We start from the raw sequence: 21,188 nt of genomic DNA on the forward strand, positions 1-21,188 counted from the left end.
TCTCAGTGCCTCCAGAAATAGACAGTGGCGGGCTCCGGCTCCCATACCCGGGCATCCTCGATCCCCGGCAGGTTCACCAGCGCGCGGTATTCGCTGCCGAACGCCACGTATTGATCGGTCTCGGCCATCACGGCCGGCTTGCAGGCGATCGGGTCGCGCACCACGCCGAACCCGTCCTTGGTGCCCACCACGAAGGTGTAGAACCCGTCCAGATCGTCGAGCCCCGCCTCCAGCGCCTCGCCAAGGCTGGCGCCCTCCCGCATCTTCCACGTCAGGTAGGCCGCGGCCACCTCGGTGTCGTTCTGCGTCTCCACCTCCACACCCTCGTGCTTCAGCTTCCGCCGCAGCGAGTTGTGGTTCGACAGCGACCCATTATGCACAAGGCACTGGTCCGCCCCGGTCGAAAACGGGTGCGCGCCCAGCGTCGTCACCGCCGATTCCGTCGCCATCCGCGTGTGCCCGATGCCATGCGTGCCGGTCAGCTTGGGAATGTCGAAGCGCTTCGCCACATCCCCCGGAAGCCCGACTTCCTTGTAGATTTCAATGACTTCCCCGGCACTCATCACGCGGATATTCGGATGATCCGCCTTCAGCGCCGCCCGCGCCTCGGCCATCTTCTCCTCGGGCAGGTCCAGCACCGCATGCGTGTCGATCACGCGACAGGTCACATCCGCCCCGATCGCCTCGCCCAACGCCTTGTCCAGCCCCGCGAACCCCGACGGGTCGGCGGCCTGCACGGTCAGCTTGGCAAAGCCGTCGCGATCCGTGCCGTAAACCGCGATCCCCGCGCTGTCGGGCCCCCGGTCCGACATGGTGATCAGCATATCCGTCAGCATCTCGCCCAGCTTCGGCTCGAGCGACTTGTCCTTCAGAAACAGTCCGACGATTCCACACATTGGCGTCTCCATAACCGGTGTTGGAGACAGGCTAGCGCAAAACGCCCGCCAGTTCAATATCTGGAATTAATATTTCCTCACAGGAATAAACGGAAAGTCACCCGCCACCCTGCGGATAGGAAATCACCGACAGGTACCGTATCGGCAACCGGATCAGCTCATGCGGCCCGTGCGGCGCATCCGCATCGAAGAACAGGCTGTCCCCGGGCCGCAGGTGAAAGCTCTGGTCGCCATGGCGATAGCCCACCTCCCCCTCGAGGATGTACAGAAGCTCGATCCCCTCGTGCTGGAAGGTCTCGAACGTGTCCGATTCCTCGCTCAGCGTGATCAGGTAGGGCTCCACCACGACGCCGCTGTTATTGGCCCCGATATGCCCCAGCAGGTTGTACTGATGCCCCGCCCGCGTGCCGGCCCGCTCGATCTCCAGCGCCTCGCCCGCCTTCACATGCACCGCCTCCCGCCGTTCCTCGAACCGGCGGAAGAACGACGTCACCGGCACCGACAGCGCCGCCGACAACGCCTGCAACGTGGTCAGCGAGGGCGAGGTCACCCCGTTCTCGATCTTCGACAACATCCCCACCGAAAGCCCCGTCACCTCCGCCAGGTCGGCCACGGTCATCCCCCGCGCATGGCGGAACTCGCGCACCTCGCGCCCGATCGCCGTCTCGAGGTTTTTCTCGCGGCTTTCCCGAAGCTTGTGCGGATCCTGGCTGAGTTTCGACGCCCCCATGCGCGCGTGGCCTCCCGGTTACGGAAAACCAAGGATGCGCAAAGCCCCGACCGATTGCAAGCGCTCAGGCTTCCAGCTCGGCATCCCAGTAGAGGAAGTCGATCCAGCTGTCATGCAGGTGGTTTGGCGGAAACTTGCGCCCCATGTTCCGCAGCTCCTCCGCCCCCGGCGCCCGCGGCGGCTTCTTCAGCGTCATGCCCACCTGCCGCAGGCTCTTGGCGCCCTTCTTCAGGTTGCATCTCGAACAGGCGGCAACCACGTTTTCCCAGCTCGTGATTCCACCCCTCGCCCGCGGCACCACGTGGTCAAAGGTCAGCTCCCCCTTGGCGCCGCAATACTGGCACTGGAATTCGTCCCTCAGAAAAAGATTGAAGCGCGTGAATGCCACGCGCTTCTGGGGTTTGACGTAGTCCTTGAGGACGATCACGCTCGGAATGCGTATCTCGGTACTCGGGCTTCGGACCGTGTGCTCGTATTCGGCAACGATATCAACACGATCGAGGTACACCGCCTTCACCGCATCCTGCCAGGGCCAAAGCGACAGCGGATAGTAGGACAGCGGCCGGTAATCGGCGTTCAGCACCAGCGCCGGATGCTGTTTCAGCGCTGACGGCTCCCTGACAAACTCGGTTCTGAAATCCCCATCCATGACAGCCACTCGCTCCCGCCCGGTCCACCTCTTGTTTTTGGCTCCGGGGCGGCGCAGCCCGCCCCGTCGTGATGTTCACTATATATCGTGTTTCGGACCTGACAAGCCCCACGAATTGCGGAACATTTTGGGGTTTGAGTAGGCTGATTCCGTAACCCTATTGTGACAGTTATCCACACCCCTGCCCGGGGTTTGTGCAACGCGCGCCGCGCCCTACATTACCCGCATGACCTATCCCGACGACCTGCCCCCGGCCCCGCCCCCCGGCGCGATCCTCGAATCCGCGCTCTACGCCGACAATCTCGACGCCGCCGCCGCCTTCTACGGCGAGGTGATGGGCCTGCCCGAGGTGGTCCGCGTCGAGGGCCGCCACATCTTCTACCGCGTGGGCGCCGGCATCCTGCTGATCTTCAACCCCGACGCCACGGTCGAGGGCTCCTCCAACCCCGACCTCCCCGTCCCGCCCCACGGCGCCCGGGGCCCCGGCCACCTCTGCTTCTCCGCCAGCCTCGCGGAAATCGACCAGTGGCGCCACCGCCTTCAGGCCGCCGGCCACCCGATCGAGGCCGACTTCCCCTGGCCCAACGGCGCCCGCTCCATCTACTTCCGCGACCCGGCCGGCAACTCGATAGAGATCGCCGAACCCGGCCTGTGGTTCGACGAAGAATAGAGCTGCGCGGAATCAAGGGCGAAGCCCGCCGAGCATCGGCCGGCCGTCCCGACGGCACGGCGATCTGGCAAATGGCGTGCCACGCGCAAATGATAGATGTACTTGGCGGACATAAATTGCCCATCACCAACGTTGGATCGCCGCGCCACGGCCCGCCGATGCGCGGCTCCTCAATGTCAGGAAAATATTCCCACGCCGGCCTGAAGCCATAAGAACTTCTCCGTCCCCAAGTTGCCGTTGTACTCGTTCAAAAGTACATTCCTGGAGAATGAGAGGGCACACTGTGAAACTGGACCTGCGCAGGAGACAGAAACAGATTTGCAGGAACGTCAGTGCCGACGTCTGCGAAGTGCATGATGGCGAGATCGTCGGAATATCTCAAACTGCACTGGACGGATTGCAACCACTGAATGGATTAAGACATCCCCCGACATCAGGCGTGTCCGGTTGGTATCTATGGGGCGGCACCGAACTGTCGGACGCAGAGGATTTTTTCGCACCGCTTCACATAGGTCACTTGGAAACGCGGTGTAAGCTATGCATGCCTTATCTGTTGTTGCCGCCCGGTTGGCGCTTCCTGACCGATGGCAACTACAGCGACGTCTGGTTCGATGACAGTTTGCTATCTGTTGGGCCCCCGTAGAGACAAAAACCTGTCTAAACTCCGCGCCGCTCCCCCGCCCGGCCCCCGAGCCGGGGCCTCGCCCCAAAACCCGATCCGCGAAAACCAGGCCCGCCAGCTGGCCACCTGGCTCGTCCGCCATGCACACCGACGGGCCGCTGGGCAACAGCGCCGCCCGAATGCACCAAACGGCCTTGGCAATATCCCCGGACCATGGGTAAGGGAAGAAACTGGACAAAAAGCATAGTCGACCCGGGACCCCGTGAATGCACTACAGGCGTGAAATCGATGGTCTGCGGGCCGTGGCTGTCCTGCCCGTCATCCTGTTTCACGCCGGTATCTCGCTCTTCCGCGGTGGCTTCGTCGGCGTCGACGTCTTCTTCGTCATCAGCGGCTACCTGATCACCACCATCATCGTGTCGGAACGCCGGCAGGGGTCGTTCAGCTTCCTGCGCTTCTACGAACGGCGCGCCCGCCGCATCCTGCCGGCGCTGTTTCTCGTGCTGGCCTGCAGCCTGCCCGTCGCGTGGCTCTGGATGCACCCGCACGATTTCGCGGATTACGGCCGCAGCCTTGCCGCGACGGCCCTCTTCCTATCCAACGTGCATTTCTGGGAACACACCGATTACTTCGCCCGCGACGCCGAGATCCAGCCCCTCCTGCATACCTGGAGCCTCGCCGTCGAAGAGCAGTACTACCTCGTTTTCCCCCTCATCCTTCTGCTGCTCGGCCGGTTTCGACGCGGGGCCTACTTGCTGGTCATCGCCCTGATGGCACTGGCCTCCCTGGGGCTCAGCGAATGGGGCGCGCGGCACGAGCCGGATGCCAATTTCTTCTTCACCCTCTCGCGGTTCTGGGAACTGCTGGCCGGCTCGCTCTGTGCCATCCTGCTTCTGGACAGGCCCCCGTGGAAAAGCCAGACACTTTCCCTGCTTGGCCTGGGCCTCATCCTTTTCGCCATTTTCGCCTATGACGACACCGTTCCTTTTCCGGGCGTCTGGGCGCTGGCCCCGGTCGGCGGAACCGCCCTTGTCATACTCTTCGCGGGAAACGGCACGCTTGTCGCGCGGCTCCTGTCGCTGCCCGCCTTTGTCGCCCTCGGGCTCATCAGCTACAGCGCCTATCTCTGGCACCAGCCGGTTTTTGCCTTCGCCCGCATCCGCAGCCTTCTCGAACCCGACCCCGCCCTCATGCTTGGCCTTGCGGCCCTGTGCATTGCCCTTGCCGCCCTGACCTGGCGGTTCGTCGAACAACCCTTCCGCCACCGCCGCAACCCGGCCATCCGGGGGCCCGTCCGGCTGCTGGGCGTCAGCGCCGCCGGCAACGCAGCCCTCGTTGCCCTGGGTCTCGTGGTCTTCCACAAGGGCGCCGCCCTGCAGCCCTGGCCCATCGATTCGCGCATCATTCAGGCCGAGTTCGACACCAACGACCGCCTCGAACAGTGCCTGCCGTCCTCCGTCGCCTTCGACTGGCAGGCGCTTGCCGCCGACTGCTCCGATATCAAGGGCACGGACAGGCTGAACGTCGCCCTGATCGGCGATTCCCACGCCGATCACTTCGCCCGCGCCCTGCGCGAACTTCCGGACCGGCAGTTCAATTTCTACCAGTTCACCGCCAATTCCTGCCCGCCCTTCGCGGGCATCCGGACCGAGAAACGAAACTGCGACCCCTATTACACCCGGCTGCAGCAGGCCCTCGAGCAGACCGGCGTGGATATCGTCATCATCGCCTCGCGCTGGTCGTCCTACGTGACCGCACAGCGCTTCGACAATGGCGAGGGAGGGGTGGAACATGGGGTGTCCGACCCCATCGTGGTGGACAACCTGCGCCGCGGAAGCGCCGCCTACCGGGATGCGGTCGCGGCGCTCTTCCAGCGCGGCATCAAGACGTATCTGGAGGCCGGCTACGAGGTGGTGCTGGTCCATCCCGTCCCCGAAGCCGGGTGGAACGTCCCGAGAATGGCCTACAAGATCGCCGCGTTCGAAGGGCGCCCTCTGGAAAGCATGGAGCTCTCCACGAGCCATCAAAGGTTTCTCGACAGACACCACGTCGCGATCGACACCTTCGACACGCTGACCGCGCAGAACCTTGCCCATGTCCGCCCCTCCGCGATCCTCTGCGACACGATGATCCCGGACCGCTGCGCAAACGTCGCGTTGGGCCGCATCCTCTACCACGACGACGACCACCTCTCCACGCAAGGCGCCCGCCTGATCGCGCCCGCCATCGCGGCCGCCGTCGACACCCTCGCGCACCGCCGGCCCCGCTCAGGCTCCTGAGCCGCCGCTCCCCCGCCCCGGCCCCCGAGCCGGGGCCTCGCGCCCCAAGAAAAAAGGGCCGAAGCTTTCACCCCGGCCCCTTTCAAATCAATCCCAAAACAGACTCAACCGGCCTTCTCGACCGCCCGCTTGGTCATCACCTTCGCGATATGCGCCCGGTAATCGCCCGAGCCATGCACATCCGCGATCATGTCCGAGCCATCCAGCGACAGCCCCTCCACGGCCCCGGCCGAGAAATCCGACCCCAGCGCCGCCTCGGCCTCCGACCAGCGGAACACGCCCCCGTTCGAGGCGCCCGTCACGGCCACCCTGACGCCATCGGCGTATTTGGCCACGAACACGCCCGCCAGCGCAAAGCGCGACGCGGGCTGCTCGAACTTCATGTAGGCGGCCTTTTCCGGCACCGGGAACTTGATCTCGGTGATGATCTCGCCCTCCTCCAGCGCCGTCTCGAACATGCCGGTGAAGTAATCATCCGCCGCGATCTCGCGTTTGTCGGTCACGATCACCGCGCCCGAGCCCAACGCCCCCGCCGGATAGCACGCCGACGGGTCGTTGTTGGCCAGCGATCCGCCGATCGTCCCGCGGTTGCGCACCGCCGGGTCGCCCACGTTCGAGGCCAGCGCCGCCAGCGCCGGGTAATGCCCCTGCGCCGCCACATCCGCATGGATCGTGGCCGCGCCGATACAGACCCGGCCCTCGTCATCCACACAGATCCCCTTGATCTCGTCGATACCGGTCAGGCTCACCAGCTTCGAGGGCATCGCCAGCCGCTGTTTGAGCGACGGGATCAGCGTCTGCCCCCCGCTCAGCGCCACCGCGTCCTCATCCGTCATCGCCTTGACCGCATCGGCCAGCGTCTTCGGGCGTTCAAAATCGAATGCATACATGGGTTCAGTCCTCCTTACCCTTGCATCGCCTGCCAGACCCGCGAAGGCGAGACCGGCATATCGATATGGGTGACATTGTGCCCGCCCGATTGCAGGGCGTCGATCACGGCGTTGACCACCGAGGGCGGAGAGCCGATGGCCCCCGCCTCGCCACAGCCCTTCACGCCCAGCGGATTGTGGGTACAGGGCGTCTGGCAGGAATGGTCGACGGCATAGAACGGCACGTCATCGGCACGCGGCATGGCGTAATCCATGTAGGAGCCGGTCAGCAACTGCCCGCTCTCGTCATAGACACACTGCTCCAGCAACGCCTGGCCGATGCCCTGGCCGATCCCGCCATGCACCTGCCCGTCGACGATCATCGGGTTGATGATATTGCCGAAATCATCCGCCGCCGCGAACCGCTCCACCGTGACCTTGCCGGTCTCGGGGTCCACCTCCACCTCGCAGGCATAGGCGCCCGAGGGGTAGGTGAAGTTCGCCGGGTCATAGAACGCCGTCTCCTCCAGCCCCGGCTCGATCTCCTCCAGCGGGTAGTTATGCGGCACGTAGGCCGCCAGCGTCACGTCGCCCCACGCCACCGACTTGTCGGTGCCGGCCACGCTGAACTGACCGTCCTTGAACTCGATATCGGCCTCGCTGGCCTCCATCAGGTGCGCCGCGATCTTCTTGGCCTTGTTGATGATCTTCTCCGTCGCCCGCACCATGGCCGACCCACAGACCGCCAGAGACCGAGACCCATAGGTCCCCATCCCGAACGGGATCTTCGAGGTATCGCCATGCACGATGTCGATCATGCCGGGATCGATCCCCAGCATCTCGGCCACCACTTGCGGAAAGGCCGTCTCGTGCCCCTGCCCGTGGCTATGCGCGCCGACCATCACGCTGATCGACCCGGTAGCGTTCACCCTGACGGTCGCGGCATCATACAAACCGGCCCTTGCACCAAGCGCACCCACCAGCGCCGACGGCGCAATCCCGCAGGCCTCGATGTAGCAGTTCACACCCAAGCCACGCAGCTTGCCGTTCTTCTCGCTCTCGGCCCGCCGCGCCGGGAACCCCTTCACGTCGGCGATCTCTTCCAGCTTGTCCATCGTCGCCACGTAATCGCCGGTGTCATACTCGACGGCCACAGGCGTCGCATACGGAAACTCCGTGATGAAGTTCTGCCGCCTGAGCGCGATCGGGTCCACCTTCAACTCCCGCGCCGCCTTGTCGATGACGCGCTCGATCTGATAGGTCGCCTCCGGCCGCCCGGCCCCGCGATAGGCATCGACCGGCACCGTATTGGTAAAGACCGCCTTCACGTTCACGTAGATATTCGGCGTCTTGTAATTCCCCGCCATCAGCGTTCCGTGCAGATAGGTCGGCACGCACGGCGCGAAGGTCGACAGGTACGCCCCCATGTTGGCATAGGTTTCGGTCCGGATGGCGGTGAAATTGTTGTCGGCATCCAGCGCCAGCTCGATCTTTGTCACGTGATCCCGGCCCTGCGCATCCGAGATGAACGCCTCCGACCGGCTCGATGTCCACTTCACGGGCCGGTTCATCGCCTTCGCGGCAAAGGTCACGAACGCCTCCTCCGCATAGTGATAGATCTTCGAGCCGAACCCCCCGCCCACATCGGGCGCGATCACCGTCAGCTTGTGCTCGGGGATGCCCAGCACGAAGGCCCCCATCAGAAGGCGGATCACGTGCGGGTTCTGGCTGGTGGTATAGAGCGTGTAGTCGTCGCCCGCCCGGTTATAGGCGCCCACCGCCACCCGCGGCTCCATCGGGTTCGCGACCAGCCGCTGGTTCACCAGCTCCAGCGTGGTGACATGCGCGGCGCTTTCGAACGCCGCATCGGTCGCCGCCTTGTTATCCTCCACGAACCCCCAGTCGTAACACAGGTTCGAGGTCAGATCGTCATGCACCTTCGGCGCGCCGTCCTCCAGCGCCGCCTTCATGTCCATCACCGCCGGCAGGTCCTCGATATCCACCTCGATCGCCTCGGCCGCATCCCTTGCCTGCTCGCGCGTCTCGGCCACCACGGCGGCGATCGGGTCGCCCACGTGCCGCACCTTGCCCTGCGCCAGCACCGGGTGCGCCGGCTCCTGCATCGGCTCACCGTGCTTGTCGGTCACCTGCCAGCCGCAGGGAATGCCGCCCACGCCCTCGAAATCCTTGCCGGTGAAGATGCGCAGCACGCCGGGCATCCCTTCCGCCGCCGACGTATCGAGCCCGGTGATCTTGCCATGCGCCACGTCCGAGCGCAGGAAATGCACATAGGCCTGCCCGGCCACGTTGATATCGTCGGTATACTTCCCGGTCCCCGACAGGAACCGTACGTCCTCGCGCCGCTTGGTCGCGTCGCCTATGCCGCCATCCTTGGGCATGATCTGTCCTCCCTGAATAACTGAAACCCGTCCACCCTCGTCACGAGGCGCGCCGCAAGGCGCGACGAGCCCGCCCTACTCGGCGGCGATCTTCGACGTATCCTGGCCGGCCGCGGCCATGATCGCCTTGACGATGTTGTGATACCCGGTGCACCGGCAGATATTCCCCTGCAGGTACGAGCGGATCTCCGCCTCGCTCGGGTTCGGATTGTCCCGCAGCAGCGCCGCCGCCGTCATCACCATCCCCGGCGTGCAGAAGCCGCATTGCAGGCCGTGATGGTCCTGGAACGCCTGCTGGATCTTGTCCAGCGTGCCGTCCGGTGCGGCCATCCCCTCGATCGTCTTGACCTCCGCACCCTCGCACTCGGCGGCGAAGATGGTGCAGGCCTTCACGTCCTTCCCATCCACATGCACCACGCAGGCGCCGCACTGGCTGGTATCACAACCCACATGCGTGCCGGTCAGGTGCAGGCTCTCCCTCAGGAATTCGACAAGCAGCGTGCGGCCTTCAATCTCTCCGGTCGCTGGCTTGCCGTTCACGGTCATGCTGACCTGTGGCATCTGGCTCCTCCCAAAAACGTTTATGCAATCGACAGGTCGGAGTTAAACACGCGGCCCGTCACTTGAGAAGAACGTTTTTTGGGCACCCGCGCCCGGCTGCCGAAAGCGCGGGCAACGAGCGGCCGTGCAATCATTCACCCATAGGGTTGACTGAAACCGGCTCACGGGTTATTCACCCATATGGTTGAACAAGAATCGCCCCAACGACTGACCGAGATCTTCAAGGCCGCCGGCGACCCCACCCGCCGGGCCATCCTGACGCTTCTGGCCCAGGAAGGCCCGCTCCGGGTCACCGACATCGCCGGGCATTTCGACATGAGCCTCAATTCCGTCTCCAAGCACATCAAGGTGCTTGAGGCGGCCGGGCTTGCCACGCGCCGCACCGAATGGCGCGAGCACCTGATCGAGATCCGCACCGAAGAGCTCGCCCATGTCGACCGCTGGTTCCGCGACCTCCGTTCGATCTGGGCCCTCCGGCTGGAGGCGCTCGACAAACTGCTCACTCAGGAGACCGACCCATGACTGCCACCGACACCGACCTCACCCTCACCGTCGAACGCGTGATCGACGCATCCCCCGAAAAGCTCTTCGACGCCTGGCTCGACCCCGAGACGATGAAACGCTTCATCTGCCCGGGCGAGACCACCGTGCCCTCCGCCTTCTCCGACGCCCACGAGGGCGGCCGCTTCGAGGTGATGATGCGCGTCAACGGCAAGGACCTGCCCCATACCGGCACCTACAAGGAAATCGACCGACCCAACCGCCTCGTCTTCACCTGGGAAAGCCACGCCTCGCGCGACGACAGCGAGGTCACGCTCACCTTCACCCCCGGCACCGGGGGCACGCATGTGACGCTCACCCAGGTCCGCTTCCACAGCGAGGACCAGCGCGAAGGCCACCGCAAGGGCTGGTCTTCCATCCTCGAAAAACTGGCGGCCCTCGCCTGATCCCGGCGCCGGGCGGTCCGCCGCCCGGTCCGAACGACAGCCCGCCTACCCGGCCGGCTTGCGCTGCCGCGGCTGCGGCCGGGTCGGGATCTCCTTCAGCAATCCGCCCACCCCCATCGCCGCGATATCCGCGCTCGTCACCTCGATCCCGCAGGCCACCCGCGACAGCACCCAGTCCGCCCCGTGCAGCACCGGCGACCGCGCACTGTTCGGCAGCCCGATCACCGGCTTGCCCTTCAGATCGCCAAGAAACAACAGGTTCCCCGGATCGACCGGCATCCCGAACCGCTCCACCCTTCCCCCGGCCAGCCGCAGCGCGGCGGGCGCGGTATCCTCCACGTCCGACGTGGCCGACCCGGTCAGCACCAGCACGATCCCGCCCTTCGCCGCCGCCAACGCCTCCGCCAGCGCCGCCTCGTCATGCGCCACGCTCACCGTCTCGGCCAGAACCATCCCCAGCCCCGACAACCGCGCCTCGATCGCCTCGACACCCTTCTCGCCCGGTCCGCCCGGAATATCCGTCAAGATCAGCGTCGCATCCCCGAACGCCGGCTCCGCCAGCCGGATCGCCCCGCGCGCCGCCTCCGCCGCCTCCGCCACGGCACTCTCCGCTACGGCGTAGGAGATGATCTTCACCGTCGCCACCATGCCGCCCGCGTGGATCTGCCGATAGGGCGGCACCGTCGCCACCGTGATCATCGGGTCCACCGCATTGGCCGCGTTGATCCGTTCCGCCTCCAGCAACACCACCCCCGGCCCGTCGGCCACGAGGTTCACCCGGCCCGTGAAAGGCGCACTCAGATGCAGCCCCTTCGCCCCGTGATGGATCGCCCCCGCCAGCATCTCCGCCGCGTCATTCTCCGACAGGTCCCCCGCATCGGGCCGCGCCACCGTCACCTCGGCAATCCCGGCCTCCGCCAGCTTGCCCAGATCCGCCGCCCCCAGCACATGCCCCTTCTTCAGCCGCCCCCCGGGCAGCTTCAGCGAATGGGCCAGCATCGCGCCCGCCGCCTCCGCCACGGGCACCGTCCCGAACTTCATCCGCCCTGCCTCAGCACCTGCGTCATCTGCGCCAGGATCGCCACGGCAATCTCCGACGGCCCCGCCGCCCCGATATCCAAACCGATCGGCCCATGTATCCGCCCGATCTGCTCGTCGCTCAGCCCCCGCTCCTTCATCCGTTCAACCCGCTTGGCATGGGTCCGGCTCGACCCCAGCGCCCCGATATAGAACACGTCCGACCTCAGCGCCTCCTCCAGTGCCGGATCATCCAGCTTAGGATCGTGGGTCAACAGCACAAGCGCCGTCCGCTGGTCGAGCCCAAAGGCCCGCACCCCCTCGTCCGGCCACTCGTGCAGCACCGTCTCGCCCGGAAACCGCTCGGCACTGGCAAAACTCTCCCGCGGGTCGATCAGCAGCGGGTCATACCCGGCAATCCGCGCCATCGGCACCAGCGCCTGCGCGATATGCACGGCGCCGACGATGATCAGCCGCAGCGGCGGGTTGTGAATCGCCACGAAGGTCTCGCCATCCGCCTCGAAGCCCGACCGGTCCATCCGGAACCGCTCCTCGTAGCCGTCCTTCACCAGCATCCGCTCGGCCTTAATGCCGGTCACGTAGGCCACCGGCACCCGCCCGTCGCGCGCGATGGTCAGGTCTTCCAGCACCTGCTCGGGCATGACGCTGCCGATGGGCTCCACCAGCACCCGGATCGTCCCGCCACAGGCCAGGCCCACGGCAAACGCATCGCCATCGCTCACCCCGTATTCCAGCATCACCGGACGGCCTTCCTCGATGGCGTCGATCGCCTCCGCCACCACCGCCCCCTCGACGCAACCGCCCGAGACCGACCCCTCGATCTCCCCCGCCCCGGAAATAGCCAACTGGCTGCCCACCCGGCGCGGGGCGCTGCCCCAAGTCTCGACCACGGTCGCAAGCGCCGCGCCCTTGCCCTCTCTGTGCCAGGCCAGCGCGGTTTCGGGAATGGTGTCGAAGCGGTCCATGAGAGCCTCCTTCCAGCGGGGCCAATATGGAGTCCGTGCCAAGCGGGCACAATGGAAAACGGCCACCGATCTTTGGTACGGGCCGCTGACAGGATGTACTGTAGAACAGGGTTCGCATGCCGCACCCACAACGCCCCGCGCGGAACAAAGGGCGAAGCCCGCCGCGCATCGCTGGGCCGTCCCGACGGCACGGCGATTATGCAAGTGGAGTGCCACGCTCGTGGGTTGGATGTGCTTGGCAGGCATAAAGTGCCCCTCACCAATGTTGGCTCGCCGTACCACGGCCCAGCGATGCGCGGCTCCTCACCGTCTCGCCGCCATGCCCCCCGCGGGCAACACACCACACAAAAAAGCCGCGGCCGGAAAACCGACCGCGACTCCAGACACTTCGGGGGGCGTGACAAGGCCCCGAAGGCCGGCTTTGCTTACCCGCCGTTCAGAAGCGGGGTGATGTTGCGCACGGCGGCGCGGCGGTTCTCGCGAATATCGCCCGACTGCTGAACCTTCAGGTCCGATTCACCGTAGCCCTGCACGATCATGTTCGCCGGGGGCACGTTGAAGTATTCGGTCAGCGCCAGCGCCACCGATTCCGCCCGGCGGTCCGACAGCGCGAGGTTATACGCGGCCCGGCCCACCGTGTCGGTGTGCCCTTCCACCAGGAACAGCTGCTGCGGGTTCTCCTCGATCGCCTGCCGCATGGCATCGCCGAGCGCCTGCAACTCCTCGGCTTCCTCCGGCTTGATCACCGCCGAATTGGTCTCGAAGTTGATCGACTCGAGCGAGATCACCGGCACCTGGTTGCGCACCACGTTGATGTTGCGCACCTGGTTCAGCGAATAGGCCCGGTCCGTCACCCCGCTCTGCGCGGACAGCGCCGTGCGCAGCTCCTCGGCCTGGCCGGGGTTGTAGTTGTAGGACTGCGCCTGGTTCTGCTGCAGCCGCGTGACATCGACCTCGCTGTAATCGCGCGTGTCGTCGATCAGCACGATCTCCTGCCCGTCGGGCCGGATCAGCACGCGCTGCAGGATCGCACCGTTGCTCGAGCGGACGGTCACGACACGACTACCGTCCTCGTGGTCGATGATGGTCCGGGTCGACCCGTCGCTGTAGGTCTCGGTCTCCACCGTGCTGCCCGGACGGCGCAGAAGCGCGTTGTCGTCGCGGATCACGCGGTACTGGCCGCCATCCTCGACAACGATCCGGTCACCGGTGTTCGACACCACCTGGCCGCCGCCCTCGAAGGACTGGCCGACCATGTAGGCGCCAAGCACACCCACGGCGGCCGCGCCCAAGACCTGGGCCAGGTCGTCATCGTCGTCATCCGCCAGTTGCTTGGCCCGCTTGGCCGCCTGAAGGTTGGCGTTGGCCCGCTCCTGGTCCGAGAGGTCCGTATCGAACTCCTCGTTGGACGAGCGTGCCTGCTCCTCGGTCACGGTCTCCTGCGTGCGGTCCAGAAGCTCTCCCACACCGCTCAGCGCCGCGGCGCCGGTATCGGCGGCGGTCTGCGCGGCCTGCTCGGCCTGCTCTTCCGCGCTCAGCTGTTCGACATCGTCACGCTCGGCCTTCTCCATCGCCTCCTCGACGACCTCTTCGTCGACCTCGGCATTGGCATTGGCTTCGGCATTGGCATCGGCTTCCGCGTCGGCATCGGCATTGCCGCCAAGCGCGTTCTGAAGCTCGTCCACGACGGTGTCGTCTTCGCCGCCCTGGTTCTCGGCCTCGGCGCTGGCATCCGCATCGGCGGCTGCATCGGCATCGGCATTGGCGTTCGCGTCGGAGGTTGCATCAGAATCCGCGTTTGCATCAGCATCGGCACTTGCGTTGGCCTCAGCGTCAGCATCGGCATCCGCATCGCCGCCAAGGGCGTTCTTGAGCTCATCGACGGCGTTGTTTGCCTCGCCGCTCTGCTCCTCGGCATTCTCCTGCGCCCGCTCGGCGGTGTCCTGCGCGCTCTCCTGCGCCTGCTCGGCACTGTCCGAGGCCTGCTCGGCCGCCTGGTCAGCGCTGTCCTGCGCCTGCTCGGTCGCCTCCTCGGCGTCGGCCGCGTTTTCAAGCTGCTGCTCCAGGTTTTCGGCCTGCTCGGCGGAATTGTTCTGCTCCGCCTGCGCCTGCGCCTGCACGTTCTGTTCAGCCTGCTGGTTCTGCTCGGCCTGCTCCGCGGCCTGCTCGTTCTGCTCGGCCTGCTGATTCTGCTCGGCCTGCTGTTCGGCCTCTTCGTTCTGCTCGGCCTGCTGGGCCTCCTCGTCCTCTTTCTTCTCGTTCTGGTTCAGCCCCAGCGCCTCGCCAAGCTCGTTGGCCGCGTTGTCGGTATTGGCATTGCCCTCCGCTTCGCCTTGAAGCTGGATGCCGGTGGTGCTGTTCTCCGCGCTCTGCGCGATCGCGCCATGCGGCACCGTCATCCCGATCACAACTACGAGAGCCGTCGTCGATTTGAGCCAGTTGCGTTTCATGTCTGCTCCTCCAGTCTTTGTCGCAGCACCACGGAAGCCCCGTGTCTGCAGGGGAAAGTCGCGTATGGGAGGTAAAACGCGCAGACCGGCAAAAAGGTTTCTGTGCCCCTAGCGCAGCGCGGAGATCAGGCGCGATTTCTCGCCCACGTCGTCGGGGCGCGAGATCACCCGCGCCAGCTCCTCCAGCGTGGCCACCGAATGCCCCGCCCGGAAACTGTCCACATGCGGCAGCATCGCCGCGATCCCGCGCGCCTTCGGCGCAAATTCATCCCACCGCAGCAGCGGGTTCAGCCAGATCAACCGCCGCGCCGACAAATGCAGCCGCTCGATCTCGCGCTCCAGCATGTCGGGATCATCCCGGTCCAGCCCGTCCGTGATCATAAGCACCACCGCCCCCTGCCCCGTCACCCGGCGCGACCAGTCGCGGTTGAACGCATGCAAACACGCCCCGATCCGCGTACCGCCCTCCCAGTCCTGCGCCTGTTTCCCCGCCGCCGCCAGCGCCGCATCCACGTCGCGGGTGGCCAGATGCCGGCTGATATTGGTCAGCTGCGTGCCGAAGGTGAACGCGTGCACCTTCGCCCAGCCCGCCCCCTTGTGATTGGCCACCGCGTGCAGGAAATGCAGCACCATCCGGCTGTACTGGCTCATCGACCCGGAAATATCGCACAACACCACCAGGTTGGGCCACCGGGGCCGCGGCTTCTTCAGATGAATCCGCCGCATCTCGCCCCCCCGCCGCATCGCCGCCCGCAAGGTCTTGCGATGGTCGATCCGTGTGCCCGTATGGCTCGCCATCCCCCGGCGCGAGGCGAAAGGCTTCACCGGCAGGGTCAGCCGCGCCAGCATCCGCTTGGCCTGCGCGATCTCCTCGGTGCTCATCTGCTCGAAATCGAGCGTCCTGAGCCGCTCCTCGGTGGACATGGTGAGCGAGGCATCGACCTCGACCTGCGTCTCGCCCTCCTCCTCGTCCTCCCGCTCCGGCGCCTCCCGCTCCACCCCGTCCAGCAACGCCTCCGCCGCCCGCTTCTGCGCGGCCTCCGCCACCTGTTCCTCCTGCACCCCGCGCAGGGCAGGCAGCATCATCGCCATCATGTGCTCCATGTAACGCGGATCGCGCCAGTAAAGCCGGAAGATCTGCGCATAAACCGCCCGATGCTCGGGGCGCGAGGTGAAACAGGCCCGCAGCGTGTAAAAGAAATCGTCCCGCGAGGTGAACCCCGCCGCCTCCACCGCCCTTATCGCATCGATCACCCTTCCCGGCCCGGCCGGCAGGCCCGCCTTGCGCAAGGCCCGCGCGAAATGCGTGATGTTGTGGGACAGCCGTGGCGTCTCCGGCAGGTCGAGCGGGGCTATTTCAGGCATGGATTTCGTGGGGGCGCTGCCCCTTTCCCTGGGCTCCGCCCGTTCGTAGGCGAAACGCGCCCCCGGCGCGTTTCCGGGAAGCCTGCTCACCCCCCGGGATATTTCCGGCCAGAAGAAGCATCAGGTCATATCCACCAGTTGCAGCGCCTCGTCGACAGCGAGCGGTTGCCTGTTCCGGAAAGCCGCGACCACCTCGATCTGCCCGATGATATGCGCGTTGAACGCCTCCAGCTCCTCCGCAGGCACCCAAAGCTCTTCATGGTCGCGCCCTCCGGCCTGTTGAACCGGGTATTTCGCCTCCATCTCCTCCGAGACCTCGAAGCGCGTCACGAAACCCACGTCATCCGGCGGCGGCCGGACCGAGTTCCAGTCGCGCGCGATCTTCTCAGCGTATTCCAGGGTCGTGACCGGGTAGAAGATCGGTTGTTCCGGCAGGCGCGGCGGCCAGGCCCGCCAATCGGTGTCGCGCACCAGCTGCAATTCCTTCAAACCGGTCGGGCGCCAGAGGATCATACCGGCTCCAGCCCCGCCTTGGCCTCGTCGAGAATGCGTTTCGCCTCCGAGCCCTGAAGCCGCTGGATATCGTCCTGGTACTTCAGGATCGCCCCCACCGTGTCGGCAATCACTTCGGGCGACAGGTCGATCACATCCAGCGCCAGCAGGCACTTGGCCCAGTCGATCGTTTCCGCCACGCCCGGCTTCTTGAACAGATCCTCCGTCCGCAGCCGCTGCACGAAAGCCACCACCTCGCGGCTCAACTGCTCGGCCGCCTCCGGCGCGCGGGCCTGCAATATCTCGATCTCGCGGTCGAACGTCGGATAGTCCACCCAGTGATAAAGACACCGCCGCTTCAGCGCATCATGCACCTCCCGCGTCCGGTTCGAGGTCAGGATCACGATCGGCGGCTCGGGCGCCGCGATCGCCCCCAGCTCCGGGATCGTCACCTGGAAATCGCTCAGCGCCTCCAGCAGGAACGCCTCGAACGGCTCGTCCGTCCGGTCCAGCTCGTCGATCAGCAGCACCGGCGCGCCGCCCTCCTGCGGCCGCATCGCCTGCAACAGCGGCCGCTCGATCAGGAACTCCTCGGTAAACAGCTCATCCGTCAGCCGCGCGCGATCCACGCCACCGGCGGCCTCCGCCGCGCGGATGGCGATCATCTGCTCGGCGAAGTTCCACTCGTAGACGGCCGAGGACGCATCCAGCCCCTCGTAACACTGCAACCGGATCAGCCGCCGCCCCAGCCCCGCCGCAATCGCCTTGGCGATCTCGGTCTTGCCGACCCCGGCCTCGCCCTCCAGAAACAGCGGCCGCCCCAGCGTCAGCGACAGAAACACCACCGTCCCCAGCGCCCGGCCGCAGACATAACCCTGCCCGGCCAGCATGGCCTGAACCTCGTCGATCGATGAAATGGCCGCCATGAAACCCTCCGCACTGGCCTGAATACCTGCATCCCCGCCCCCGGTCCGTCAAGAGAGAGCACCGCCGCAGGATAGCCGCATATGCCCCACGAAACCCCTTGGATTTACCAAATTTTCGCCCAACTTCCCGCCTAGGTCACGGGGCAGAAAAGCCGTGACAAGCGGGTGCACGCGAAACGTGTCGAAGGACGAAGCAGGATGCAGGACAGGACAAACCCGACCGAAACCGATCTCAGCGGCCTGGCATGGGTCGACTGGTCCGAGCGGATGCACGGCATCGCCGGCGACGACGGCTTCGCCGAGCGGCTGGGCCCCCGCCACACCGCCGTCTTCATCGAGCAGAAGCCGGTCCTGCTGGTCAGCTTCGAAAGCTACGACGCCATCCGCGACCGCTCCGACGCCGCCCACCCGATCGGCTGGGAAATGACCCGGGCACTGGGCTGGTCGCAGCTCACCCTCGTCTCCGACGGCGACACCTGGTTCCGCGACCGGCAGGTGATCGGCTTCTTCGACCGGCTGATCGACGACGGCTTCTTCGAGGAGTTCGAACAGGTCCTGTTCTACGGCGCGGGCCCCGCCGGCTATGCCGCTGCCGCCTATTCCGTCGCCGCCCCCGGCGCCAAGGTGCTGGCCCTGCAACCGCAGGCCACGCTCGATCCCCGCGTCACCGACTGGGACGACCGCTTCCGCCACATGCGCCGCACCGATTTCACCTCGCGCTTCGGCTACGCGCCCGACATGCTCGACGCCGCCGACGAGGCCTTCATCGTCTACGACCAGGAGAACGAGCTCGACGCCATGCATGCCGCGCTCTTCACCCGGCCCAACGTCACCAAGATCCGCGTCCGCTTTCACGACCTCAACATCGAGACCTCGCTGCTGCGGATGAAGGTGCTCTACCGGATGCTGGCCCAGATGAGCGCCGACAAGCTGACGCTCACCAACACCGCCAAGCTGCTGCGCGCCCGGCACAAGGACGCGCCCTATCAGTTCACCCTGCTCCGCCACCTGCAGGCGCAGGAGCGGCACCGCCTCGTCATCCACCTCTGCAACGACGTGCTGCGCCGCCGCAACGCGCGCCCCTTCCGCAAGGCCATCAACCACGCCGAGGCGCAGCTCGGGATCCGCCGGAACCCGCCCGCCGAAAGCCACGCCGGGACCAAGCCGGAGGCCGTTGCCGACACCGATATCGACAAGGCGGAAGAAACCGGCATCGACACCGTGGCAGAGGCCATCACCGACAGCGTGGCAGAGACCGGGATCGAAACGCCGGCCAATACCGAGACCGGCACCGAACCTGACACCGACACCGACAGCGACTCCGACACCGGCCCCAACACCGCCGCCACCGGCTGAACCCCCTCTGGCCCTGTCCCGCGCGACGGTGTAAAGCCTCGGCCATGACCGACACGCTCACCCTCGCCCGCCCCGACGACTGGCACCTGCACCTGCGCGACGGCGCGATGCTCTCCGCCGTCTGCCCCGAAAGCGCCCGCCATTTCGCCCGCGCCATCATCATGCCCAACCTCGTGCCGCCCGTCGTCACCGGCGCCCAGGCCGCCGCCTACCGCGAGCGCATCCTCGCCGCCCGGCCCGAGGGCAGCGGCTTCACCCCGCTCATGACCCTCTACCTCACCGAGGAGACCGACCCCTCGGACGTGGTGCAGGCCCATGCCGACGGCATCGTCACGGCGGTCAAGCTCTACCCGGCGGGCGCCACCACCAACTCCGCCTCGGGCGTGCGCGATTTCGACCGCATCCGCCCCGTGTTCGAGGCCATGGCCGAGGCCGGCATCCCCCTCTGCGTGCATGGCGAGGTGACCGACCCCGAGATCGACATCTTCGACCGCGAGGCCGTCTTCATCGACCGCGTGCTCGACCCGATCCGCCGCGCCACGCCCGGCCTCAAGGTGGTGATGGAACACATCACCACCTCCAACGGCGTCGACTATGTGCGCGCCAACGACACCGATCTCGGCGCCACCATCACCACCCACCACCTGATCATCAACCGCAACCACCTCCTCGTGGGCGGCATCCGGCCACATTACTACTGCCTGCCCGTCGCCAAGCGCGAGGAACACCGCCTCGCCCTCCGCGCCGCCGCCACCTCCGGCGATCCGCGCTTCTTCCTCGGCACCGACAGCGCCCCGCATGTAGACGCGGCCAAGGAAACCGGCTGCGGCTGCGCCGGCTGCTTCACGGCAACGAACACCATGCCCCTGCTCGCCCACGTGTTCGACGAGGAGGGCGCGCTCGACCGTCTCGAAGCTTTCGCCTCCCGCAACGGCCCCGGCTTCTATGGCCTGCCGGTGAACGACGCCACGCTCACCCTCGCCAAATCCGACAGCCCCACCGCCTTCCCGTCAAAGATCGACACCGGCGACGGGCCCGTCACCGTCTTCGACCCGGGCTTCGACGTCTACTGGCAGGTCACCGGCTGACCGCGCCGCCGCTTGATCTCCGCCCGCCCCGGCGCTAACCCACCACAACCCCGACCCCCAAGCGAGACAGGCCATGATCCCCAGCAGCTTCCCCCCGAAAGACGAAATCGCCCGCCTGACGGCCCGGATGCTGCTCGAGATCGAGGCCGTCCACTTCAACGCCGACGAGCCCTTCACCCTCGCCTCCGGCCTCCCCTCGCCCACCTATATCGACTGCCGCAAGCTCATCTCCTTCCCGCGCATCCGGTCGACCCTGATGGATTTCCTCACCGTCACCGTGATGCGCGAGGCGGGTTTCGAGGCCTTCGACAACATCGCCGGGGGCGAGACGGCGGGCATCCCCTTCGCCGCCCTCGTCGCCGAACGCATGGCCCTGCCGATGACCTACGTGCGCAAGAAGCCCAAGGGCTACGGCCGCAACGCGCGAATCGAGGGCGCCATGACCGAAGGCCAGCGCGTCCTCCTCGTCGAAGACCTCACCACCGACGGCGGATCGAAGCTTTCCTTCGTCGACGCCATCCGCGACACCGGCGCCACCTGCGCCCACACGGCCGTCATCTTCTACTACGGCATCTTCCCCGAAACCGTGAAAACCTTGGGCGATCACGGGGTTAACCTGCATTACCTCTGCACCTGGTGGGACGTGCTCGCCGAGGCCCGCGCCCAGGGCAGCTTTTCCAAGGACACGCTCGACGGCGTCGAACGCTTCCTCAACGATCCCCGCGGATGGCAGGAGGCGCGAAAATAATCGCCTTGACCCGCGCCGGGACTCACCCAAGCGCTTGGCCCCCAAAGGCAATTTCCGCCCCGGCGTGGCCGAATGGCCACGCCCGTCCACCCCAATATCTTGACAGACGGCCCCACTCCACCACAAGATGAGGTGGGA

At 66.2% G+C, this 21,188-nt stretch carries 20 protein-coding genes; 8 read left to right on the forward strand and 12 right to left on the reverse strand.

Annotated features, from left to right (window positions below):
- Positions 1-2: 2 nt before the first annotated feature.
- The 3 genes from RLN94_RS05960 to RLN94_RS05970 all read right to left on the reverse strand — a co-directional run bounded on the left by RLN94_RS05960 (position 3) and on the right by RLN94_RS05970 (position 2,275).
- Positions 3-896, reverse strand: coding sequence for a class II glutamine amidotransferase (locus RLN94_RS05960; protein WP_350126377.1), 894 nt, complete (start codon positions 894-896; stop codon positions 3-5).
- A 97-nt stretch (positions 897-993) separates the two neighbouring features.
- Positions 994-1,626, reverse strand: coding sequence for a helix-turn-helix domain-containing protein (locus RLN94_RS05965; RefSeq protein ID WP_350126380.1), 633 nt, complete (start codon positions 1,624-1,626; stop codon positions 994-996).
- Between the two features lie 64 nt (positions 1,627-1,690).
- Positions 1,691-2,275 carry an HNH endonuclease gene (locus RLN94_RS05970; protein WP_350126383.1) on the reverse strand — a complete coding sequence of 195 codons (585 nt, stop codon included), beginning with the start codon at positions 2,273-2,275 and terminating at the stop codon, positions 1,691-1,693.
- A gap of 226 nt (positions 2,276-2,501) precedes the next feature.
- On the opposite strand from RLN94_RS05970, the gene RLN94_RS05975 reads away from it, so the two are divergent.
- From RLN94_RS05975 to RLN94_RS05980, 3 genes are all read left to right on the forward strand, one after another.
- Positions 2,502-2,945 (forward strand): VOC family protein, encoded by a 444-nt coding sequence (locus tag RLN94_RS05975; protein WP_350126386.1) that lies wholly within the window; start codon positions 2,502-2,504, stop codon positions 2,943-2,945.
- A gap of 268 nt (positions 2,946-3,213) precedes the next feature.
- Positions 3,214-3,588 carry an immunity protein Imm33 domain-containing protein gene (locus RLN94_RS22230; protein ID WP_502949407.1) on the forward strand — a complete coding sequence of 125 codons (375 nt, stop codon included), beginning with the start codon at positions 3,214-3,216 and terminating at the stop codon, positions 3,586-3,588.
- A 245-nt stretch (positions 3,589-3,833) separates the two neighbouring features.
- Positions 3,834-5,846 (forward strand): acyltransferase family protein, encoded by a 2,013-nt coding sequence (locus RLN94_RS05980; RefSeq protein ID WP_350126389.1) that lies wholly within the window; start codon positions 3,834-3,836, stop codon positions 5,844-5,846.
- 104 nt (positions 5,847-5,950) lie between these two features.
- Here RLN94_RS05980 and RLN94_RS05985 read toward each other — a convergent pair whose 3' ends face one another.
- From RLN94_RS05985 to RLN94_RS05995, 3 genes are all read right to left on the reverse strand, one after another.
- Positions 5,951-6,736: an FAD binding domain-containing protein gene (locus RLN94_RS05985; RefSeq protein ID WP_350126392.1), complete on the reverse strand. Its 786-nt coding sequence runs from the start codon at positions 6,734-6,736 to the stop codon at positions 5,951-5,953.
- Positions 6,737-6,750: 14 nt separating this feature from the next.
- A complete protein-coding gene (locus RLN94_RS05990) occupies positions 6,751-9,114 on the reverse strand; it encodes a xanthine dehydrogenase family protein molybdopterin-binding subunit (RefSeq protein ID WP_350126395.1) in 2,364 nt (787 codons plus the stop codon).
- 75 nt (positions 9,115-9,189) lie between these two features.
- Complete coding sequence (locus RLN94_RS05995; protein WP_350126398.1) at positions 9,190-9,675, reverse strand: (2Fe-2S)-binding protein; 486 nt, start codon at positions 9,673-9,675, stop codon at positions 9,190-9,192.
- 180 nt (positions 9,676-9,855) lie between these two features.
- On the opposite strand from RLN94_RS05995, the gene RLN94_RS06000 reads away from it, so the two are divergent.
- Both RLN94_RS06000 and RLN94_RS06005 read left to right on the forward strand, forming a co-directional pair.
- Complete coding sequence (locus RLN94_RS06000; RefSeq protein ID WP_350126401.1) at positions 9,856-10,197, forward strand: ArsR/SmtB family transcription factor; 342 nt, start codon at positions 9,856-9,858, stop codon at positions 10,195-10,197.
- Positions 10,194-10,622 (forward strand): SRPBCC family protein, encoded by a 429-nt coding sequence (locus RLN94_RS06005; RefSeq protein WP_350126404.1) that lies wholly within the window; start codon positions 10,194-10,196, stop codon positions 10,620-10,622. Before RLN94_RS06000 ends, RLN94_RS06005 begins: the two co-directional genes overlap by 4 nt.
- A gap of 45 nt (positions 10,623-10,667) precedes the next feature.
- Here the strand turns inward: RLN94_RS06005 and RLN94_RS06010 are convergent, their stop codons facing one another.
- The 6 genes from RLN94_RS06010 to RLN94_RS06035 all read right to left on the reverse strand — a co-directional run bounded on the left by RLN94_RS06010 (position 10,668) and on the right by RLN94_RS06035 (position 17,858).
- Positions 10,668-11,663 carry a molybdopterin-binding protein gene (locus RLN94_RS06010; protein WP_350126407.1) on the reverse strand — a complete coding sequence of 332 codons (996 nt, stop codon included), beginning with the start codon at positions 11,661-11,663 and terminating at the stop codon, positions 10,668-10,670.
- Positions 11,660-12,625, reverse strand: coding sequence for an XdhC family protein (locus tag RLN94_RS06015; RefSeq protein ID WP_350126410.1), 966 nt, complete (start codon positions 12,623-12,625; stop codon positions 11,660-11,662). Before RLN94_RS06015 ends, RLN94_RS06010 begins: the two co-directional genes overlap by 4 nt.
- 425 nt (positions 12,626-13,050) lie before the next feature.
- Entirely contained in the window at positions 13,051-15,075 is a 2,025-nt protein-coding gene (locus RLN94_RS06020) for an OmpA family protein (protein ID WP_350126413.1), read from the reverse strand.
- Positions 15,076-15,183: 108 nt separating this feature from the next.
- A complete protein-coding gene (locus RLN94_RS06025; protein WP_350126416.1) occupies positions 15,184-16,440 on the reverse strand; it encodes a vWA domain-containing protein in 1,257 nt (418 codons plus the stop codon).
- 120 nt (positions 16,441-16,560) lie between these two features.
- Positions 16,561-16,953 carry an ADP-ribosylation/crystallin J1 gene (locus RLN94_RS06030; RefSeq protein WP_350126419.1) on the reverse strand — a complete coding sequence of 131 codons (393 nt, stop codon included), beginning with the start codon at positions 16,951-16,953 and terminating at the stop codon, positions 16,561-16,563.
- Positions 16,950-17,858, reverse strand: a complete 909-nt coding sequence (locus RLN94_RS06035; protein WP_350126422.1) for an AAA family ATPase — start codon at positions 17,856-17,858, stop codon at positions 16,950-16,952. The genes RLN94_RS06030 and RLN94_RS06035 overlap by 4 nt, the downstream gene beginning before the upstream one ends.
- Positions 17,859-18,056: 198 nt before the next feature.
- Here RLN94_RS06035 and RLN94_RS06040 point away from each other — a divergent pair, with 198 nt between their 5' ends.
- The 3 genes from RLN94_RS06040 to RLN94_RS06050 all read left to right on the forward strand — a co-directional run bounded on the left by RLN94_RS06040 (position 18,057) and on the right by RLN94_RS06050 (position 21,050).
- Positions 18,057-19,214: a phosphoadenosine phosphosulfate reductase gene (locus tag RLN94_RS06040; RefSeq protein ID WP_350126425.1), complete on the forward strand. Its 1,158-nt coding sequence runs from the start codon at positions 18,057-18,059 to the stop codon at positions 19,212-19,214.
- 44 nt (positions 19,215-19,258) lie between these two features.
- Complete coding sequence (pyrC, locus tag RLN94_RS06045) at positions 19,259-20,302, forward strand: dihydroorotase (protein ID WP_350168678.1); 1,044 nt, start codon at positions 19,259-19,261, stop codon at positions 20,300-20,302.
- A 73-nt stretch (positions 20,303-20,375) separates the two neighbouring features.
- Positions 20,376-21,050 (forward strand): orotate phosphoribosyltransferase, encoded by a 675-nt coding sequence (locus RLN94_RS06050; RefSeq protein WP_350126431.1) that lies wholly within the window; start codon positions 20,376-20,378, stop codon positions 21,048-21,050.
- Positions 21,051-21,188 lie beyond the last annotated feature (138 nt).

This window comes from Roseovarius sp., from assembly GCF_040223625.1.
Lineage (GTDB): Bacteria > Pseudomonadota > Alphaproteobacteria > Rhodobacterales > Rhodobacteraceae > Roseovarius.

Excerpts from the sequence above, each read along its gene's own strand:
- RLN94_RS05960 (WP_350126377.1), bottom strand. The coding sequence starts at position 896 with ATGTGTGGAATCGTCGGACTGTTTCTGAAGGACAAGTCGCTCGAGCCG.
- RLN94_RS05965 (WP_350126380.1), bottom strand. The coding sequence starts at position 1,626 with ATGGGGGCGTCGAAACTCAGCCAGGATCCGCACAAGCTTCGGGAAAGC.
- RLN94_RS05970 (WP_350126383.1), bottom strand. The coding sequence starts at position 2,275 with ATGGATGGGGATTTCAGAACCGAGTTTGTCAGGGAGCCGTCAGCGCTG.
- RLN94_RS05975 (WP_350126386.1), top strand. The coding sequence starts at position 2,502 with ATGACCTATCCCGACGACCTGCCCCCGGCCCCGCCCCCCGGCGCGATC.
- RLN94_RS22230 (WP_502949407.1), top strand. The coding sequence starts at position 3,214 with ATGAGAGGGCACACTGTGAAACTGGACCTGCGCAGGAGACAGAAACAG.
- RLN94_RS05980 (WP_350126389.1), top strand. The coding sequence starts at position 3,834 with ATGCACTACAGGCGTGAAATCGATGGTCTGCGGGCCGTGGCTGTCCTG.
- RLN94_RS05985 (WP_350126392.1), bottom strand. The coding sequence starts at position 6,736 with ATGTATGCATTCGATTTTGAACGCCCGAAGACGCTGGCCGATGCGGTC.
- RLN94_RS05990 (WP_350126395.1), bottom strand. The coding sequence starts at position 9,114 with ATGCCCAAGGATGGCGGCATAGGCGACGCGACCAAGCGGCGCGAGGAC.
- RLN94_RS05995 (WP_350126398.1), bottom strand. The coding sequence starts at position 9,675 with ATGCCACAGGTCAGCATGACCGTGAACGGCAAGCCAGCGACCGGAGAG.
- RLN94_RS06000 (WP_350126401.1), top strand. The coding sequence starts at position 9,856 with ATGGTTGAACAAGAATCGCCCCAACGACTGACCGAGATCTTCAAGGCC.
- RLN94_RS06005 (WP_350126404.1), top strand. The coding sequence starts at position 10,194 with ATGACTGCCACCGACACCGACCTCACCCTCACCGTCGAACGCGTGATC.
- RLN94_RS06010 (WP_350126407.1), bottom strand. The coding sequence starts at position 11,663 with ATGAAGTTCGGGACGGTGCCCGTGGCGGAGGCGGCGGGCGCGATGCTG.
- RLN94_RS06015 (WP_350126410.1), bottom strand. The coding sequence starts at position 12,625 with ATGGACCGCTTCGACACCATTCCCGAAACCGCGCTGGCCTGGCACAGA.
- RLN94_RS06020 (WP_350126413.1), bottom strand. The coding sequence starts at position 15,075 with ATGAAACGCAACTGGCTCAAATCGACGACGGCTCTCGTAGTTGTGATC.
- RLN94_RS06025 (WP_350126416.1), bottom strand. The coding sequence starts at position 16,440 with ATGCCTGAAATAGCCCCGCTCGACCTGCCGGAGACGCCACGGCTGTCC.
- RLN94_RS06030 (WP_350126419.1), bottom strand. The coding sequence starts at position 16,953 with ATGATCCTCTGGCGCCCGACCGGTTTGAAGGAATTGCAGCTGGTGCGC.
- RLN94_RS06035 (WP_350126422.1), bottom strand. The coding sequence starts at position 17,858 with ATGGCGGCCATTTCATCGATCGACGAGGTTCAGGCCATGCTGGCCGGG.
- RLN94_RS06040 (WP_350126425.1), top strand. The coding sequence starts at position 18,057 with ATGCAGGACAGGACAAACCCGACCGAAACCGATCTCAGCGGCCTGGCA.
- pyrC (WP_350168678.1), top strand. The coding sequence starts at position 19,259 with ATGACCGACACGCTCACCCTCGCCCGCCCCGACGACTGGCACCTGCAC.
- RLN94_RS06050 (WP_350126431.1), top strand. The coding sequence starts at position 20,376 with ATGATCCCCAGCAGCTTCCCCCCGAAAGACGAAATCGCCCGCCTGACG.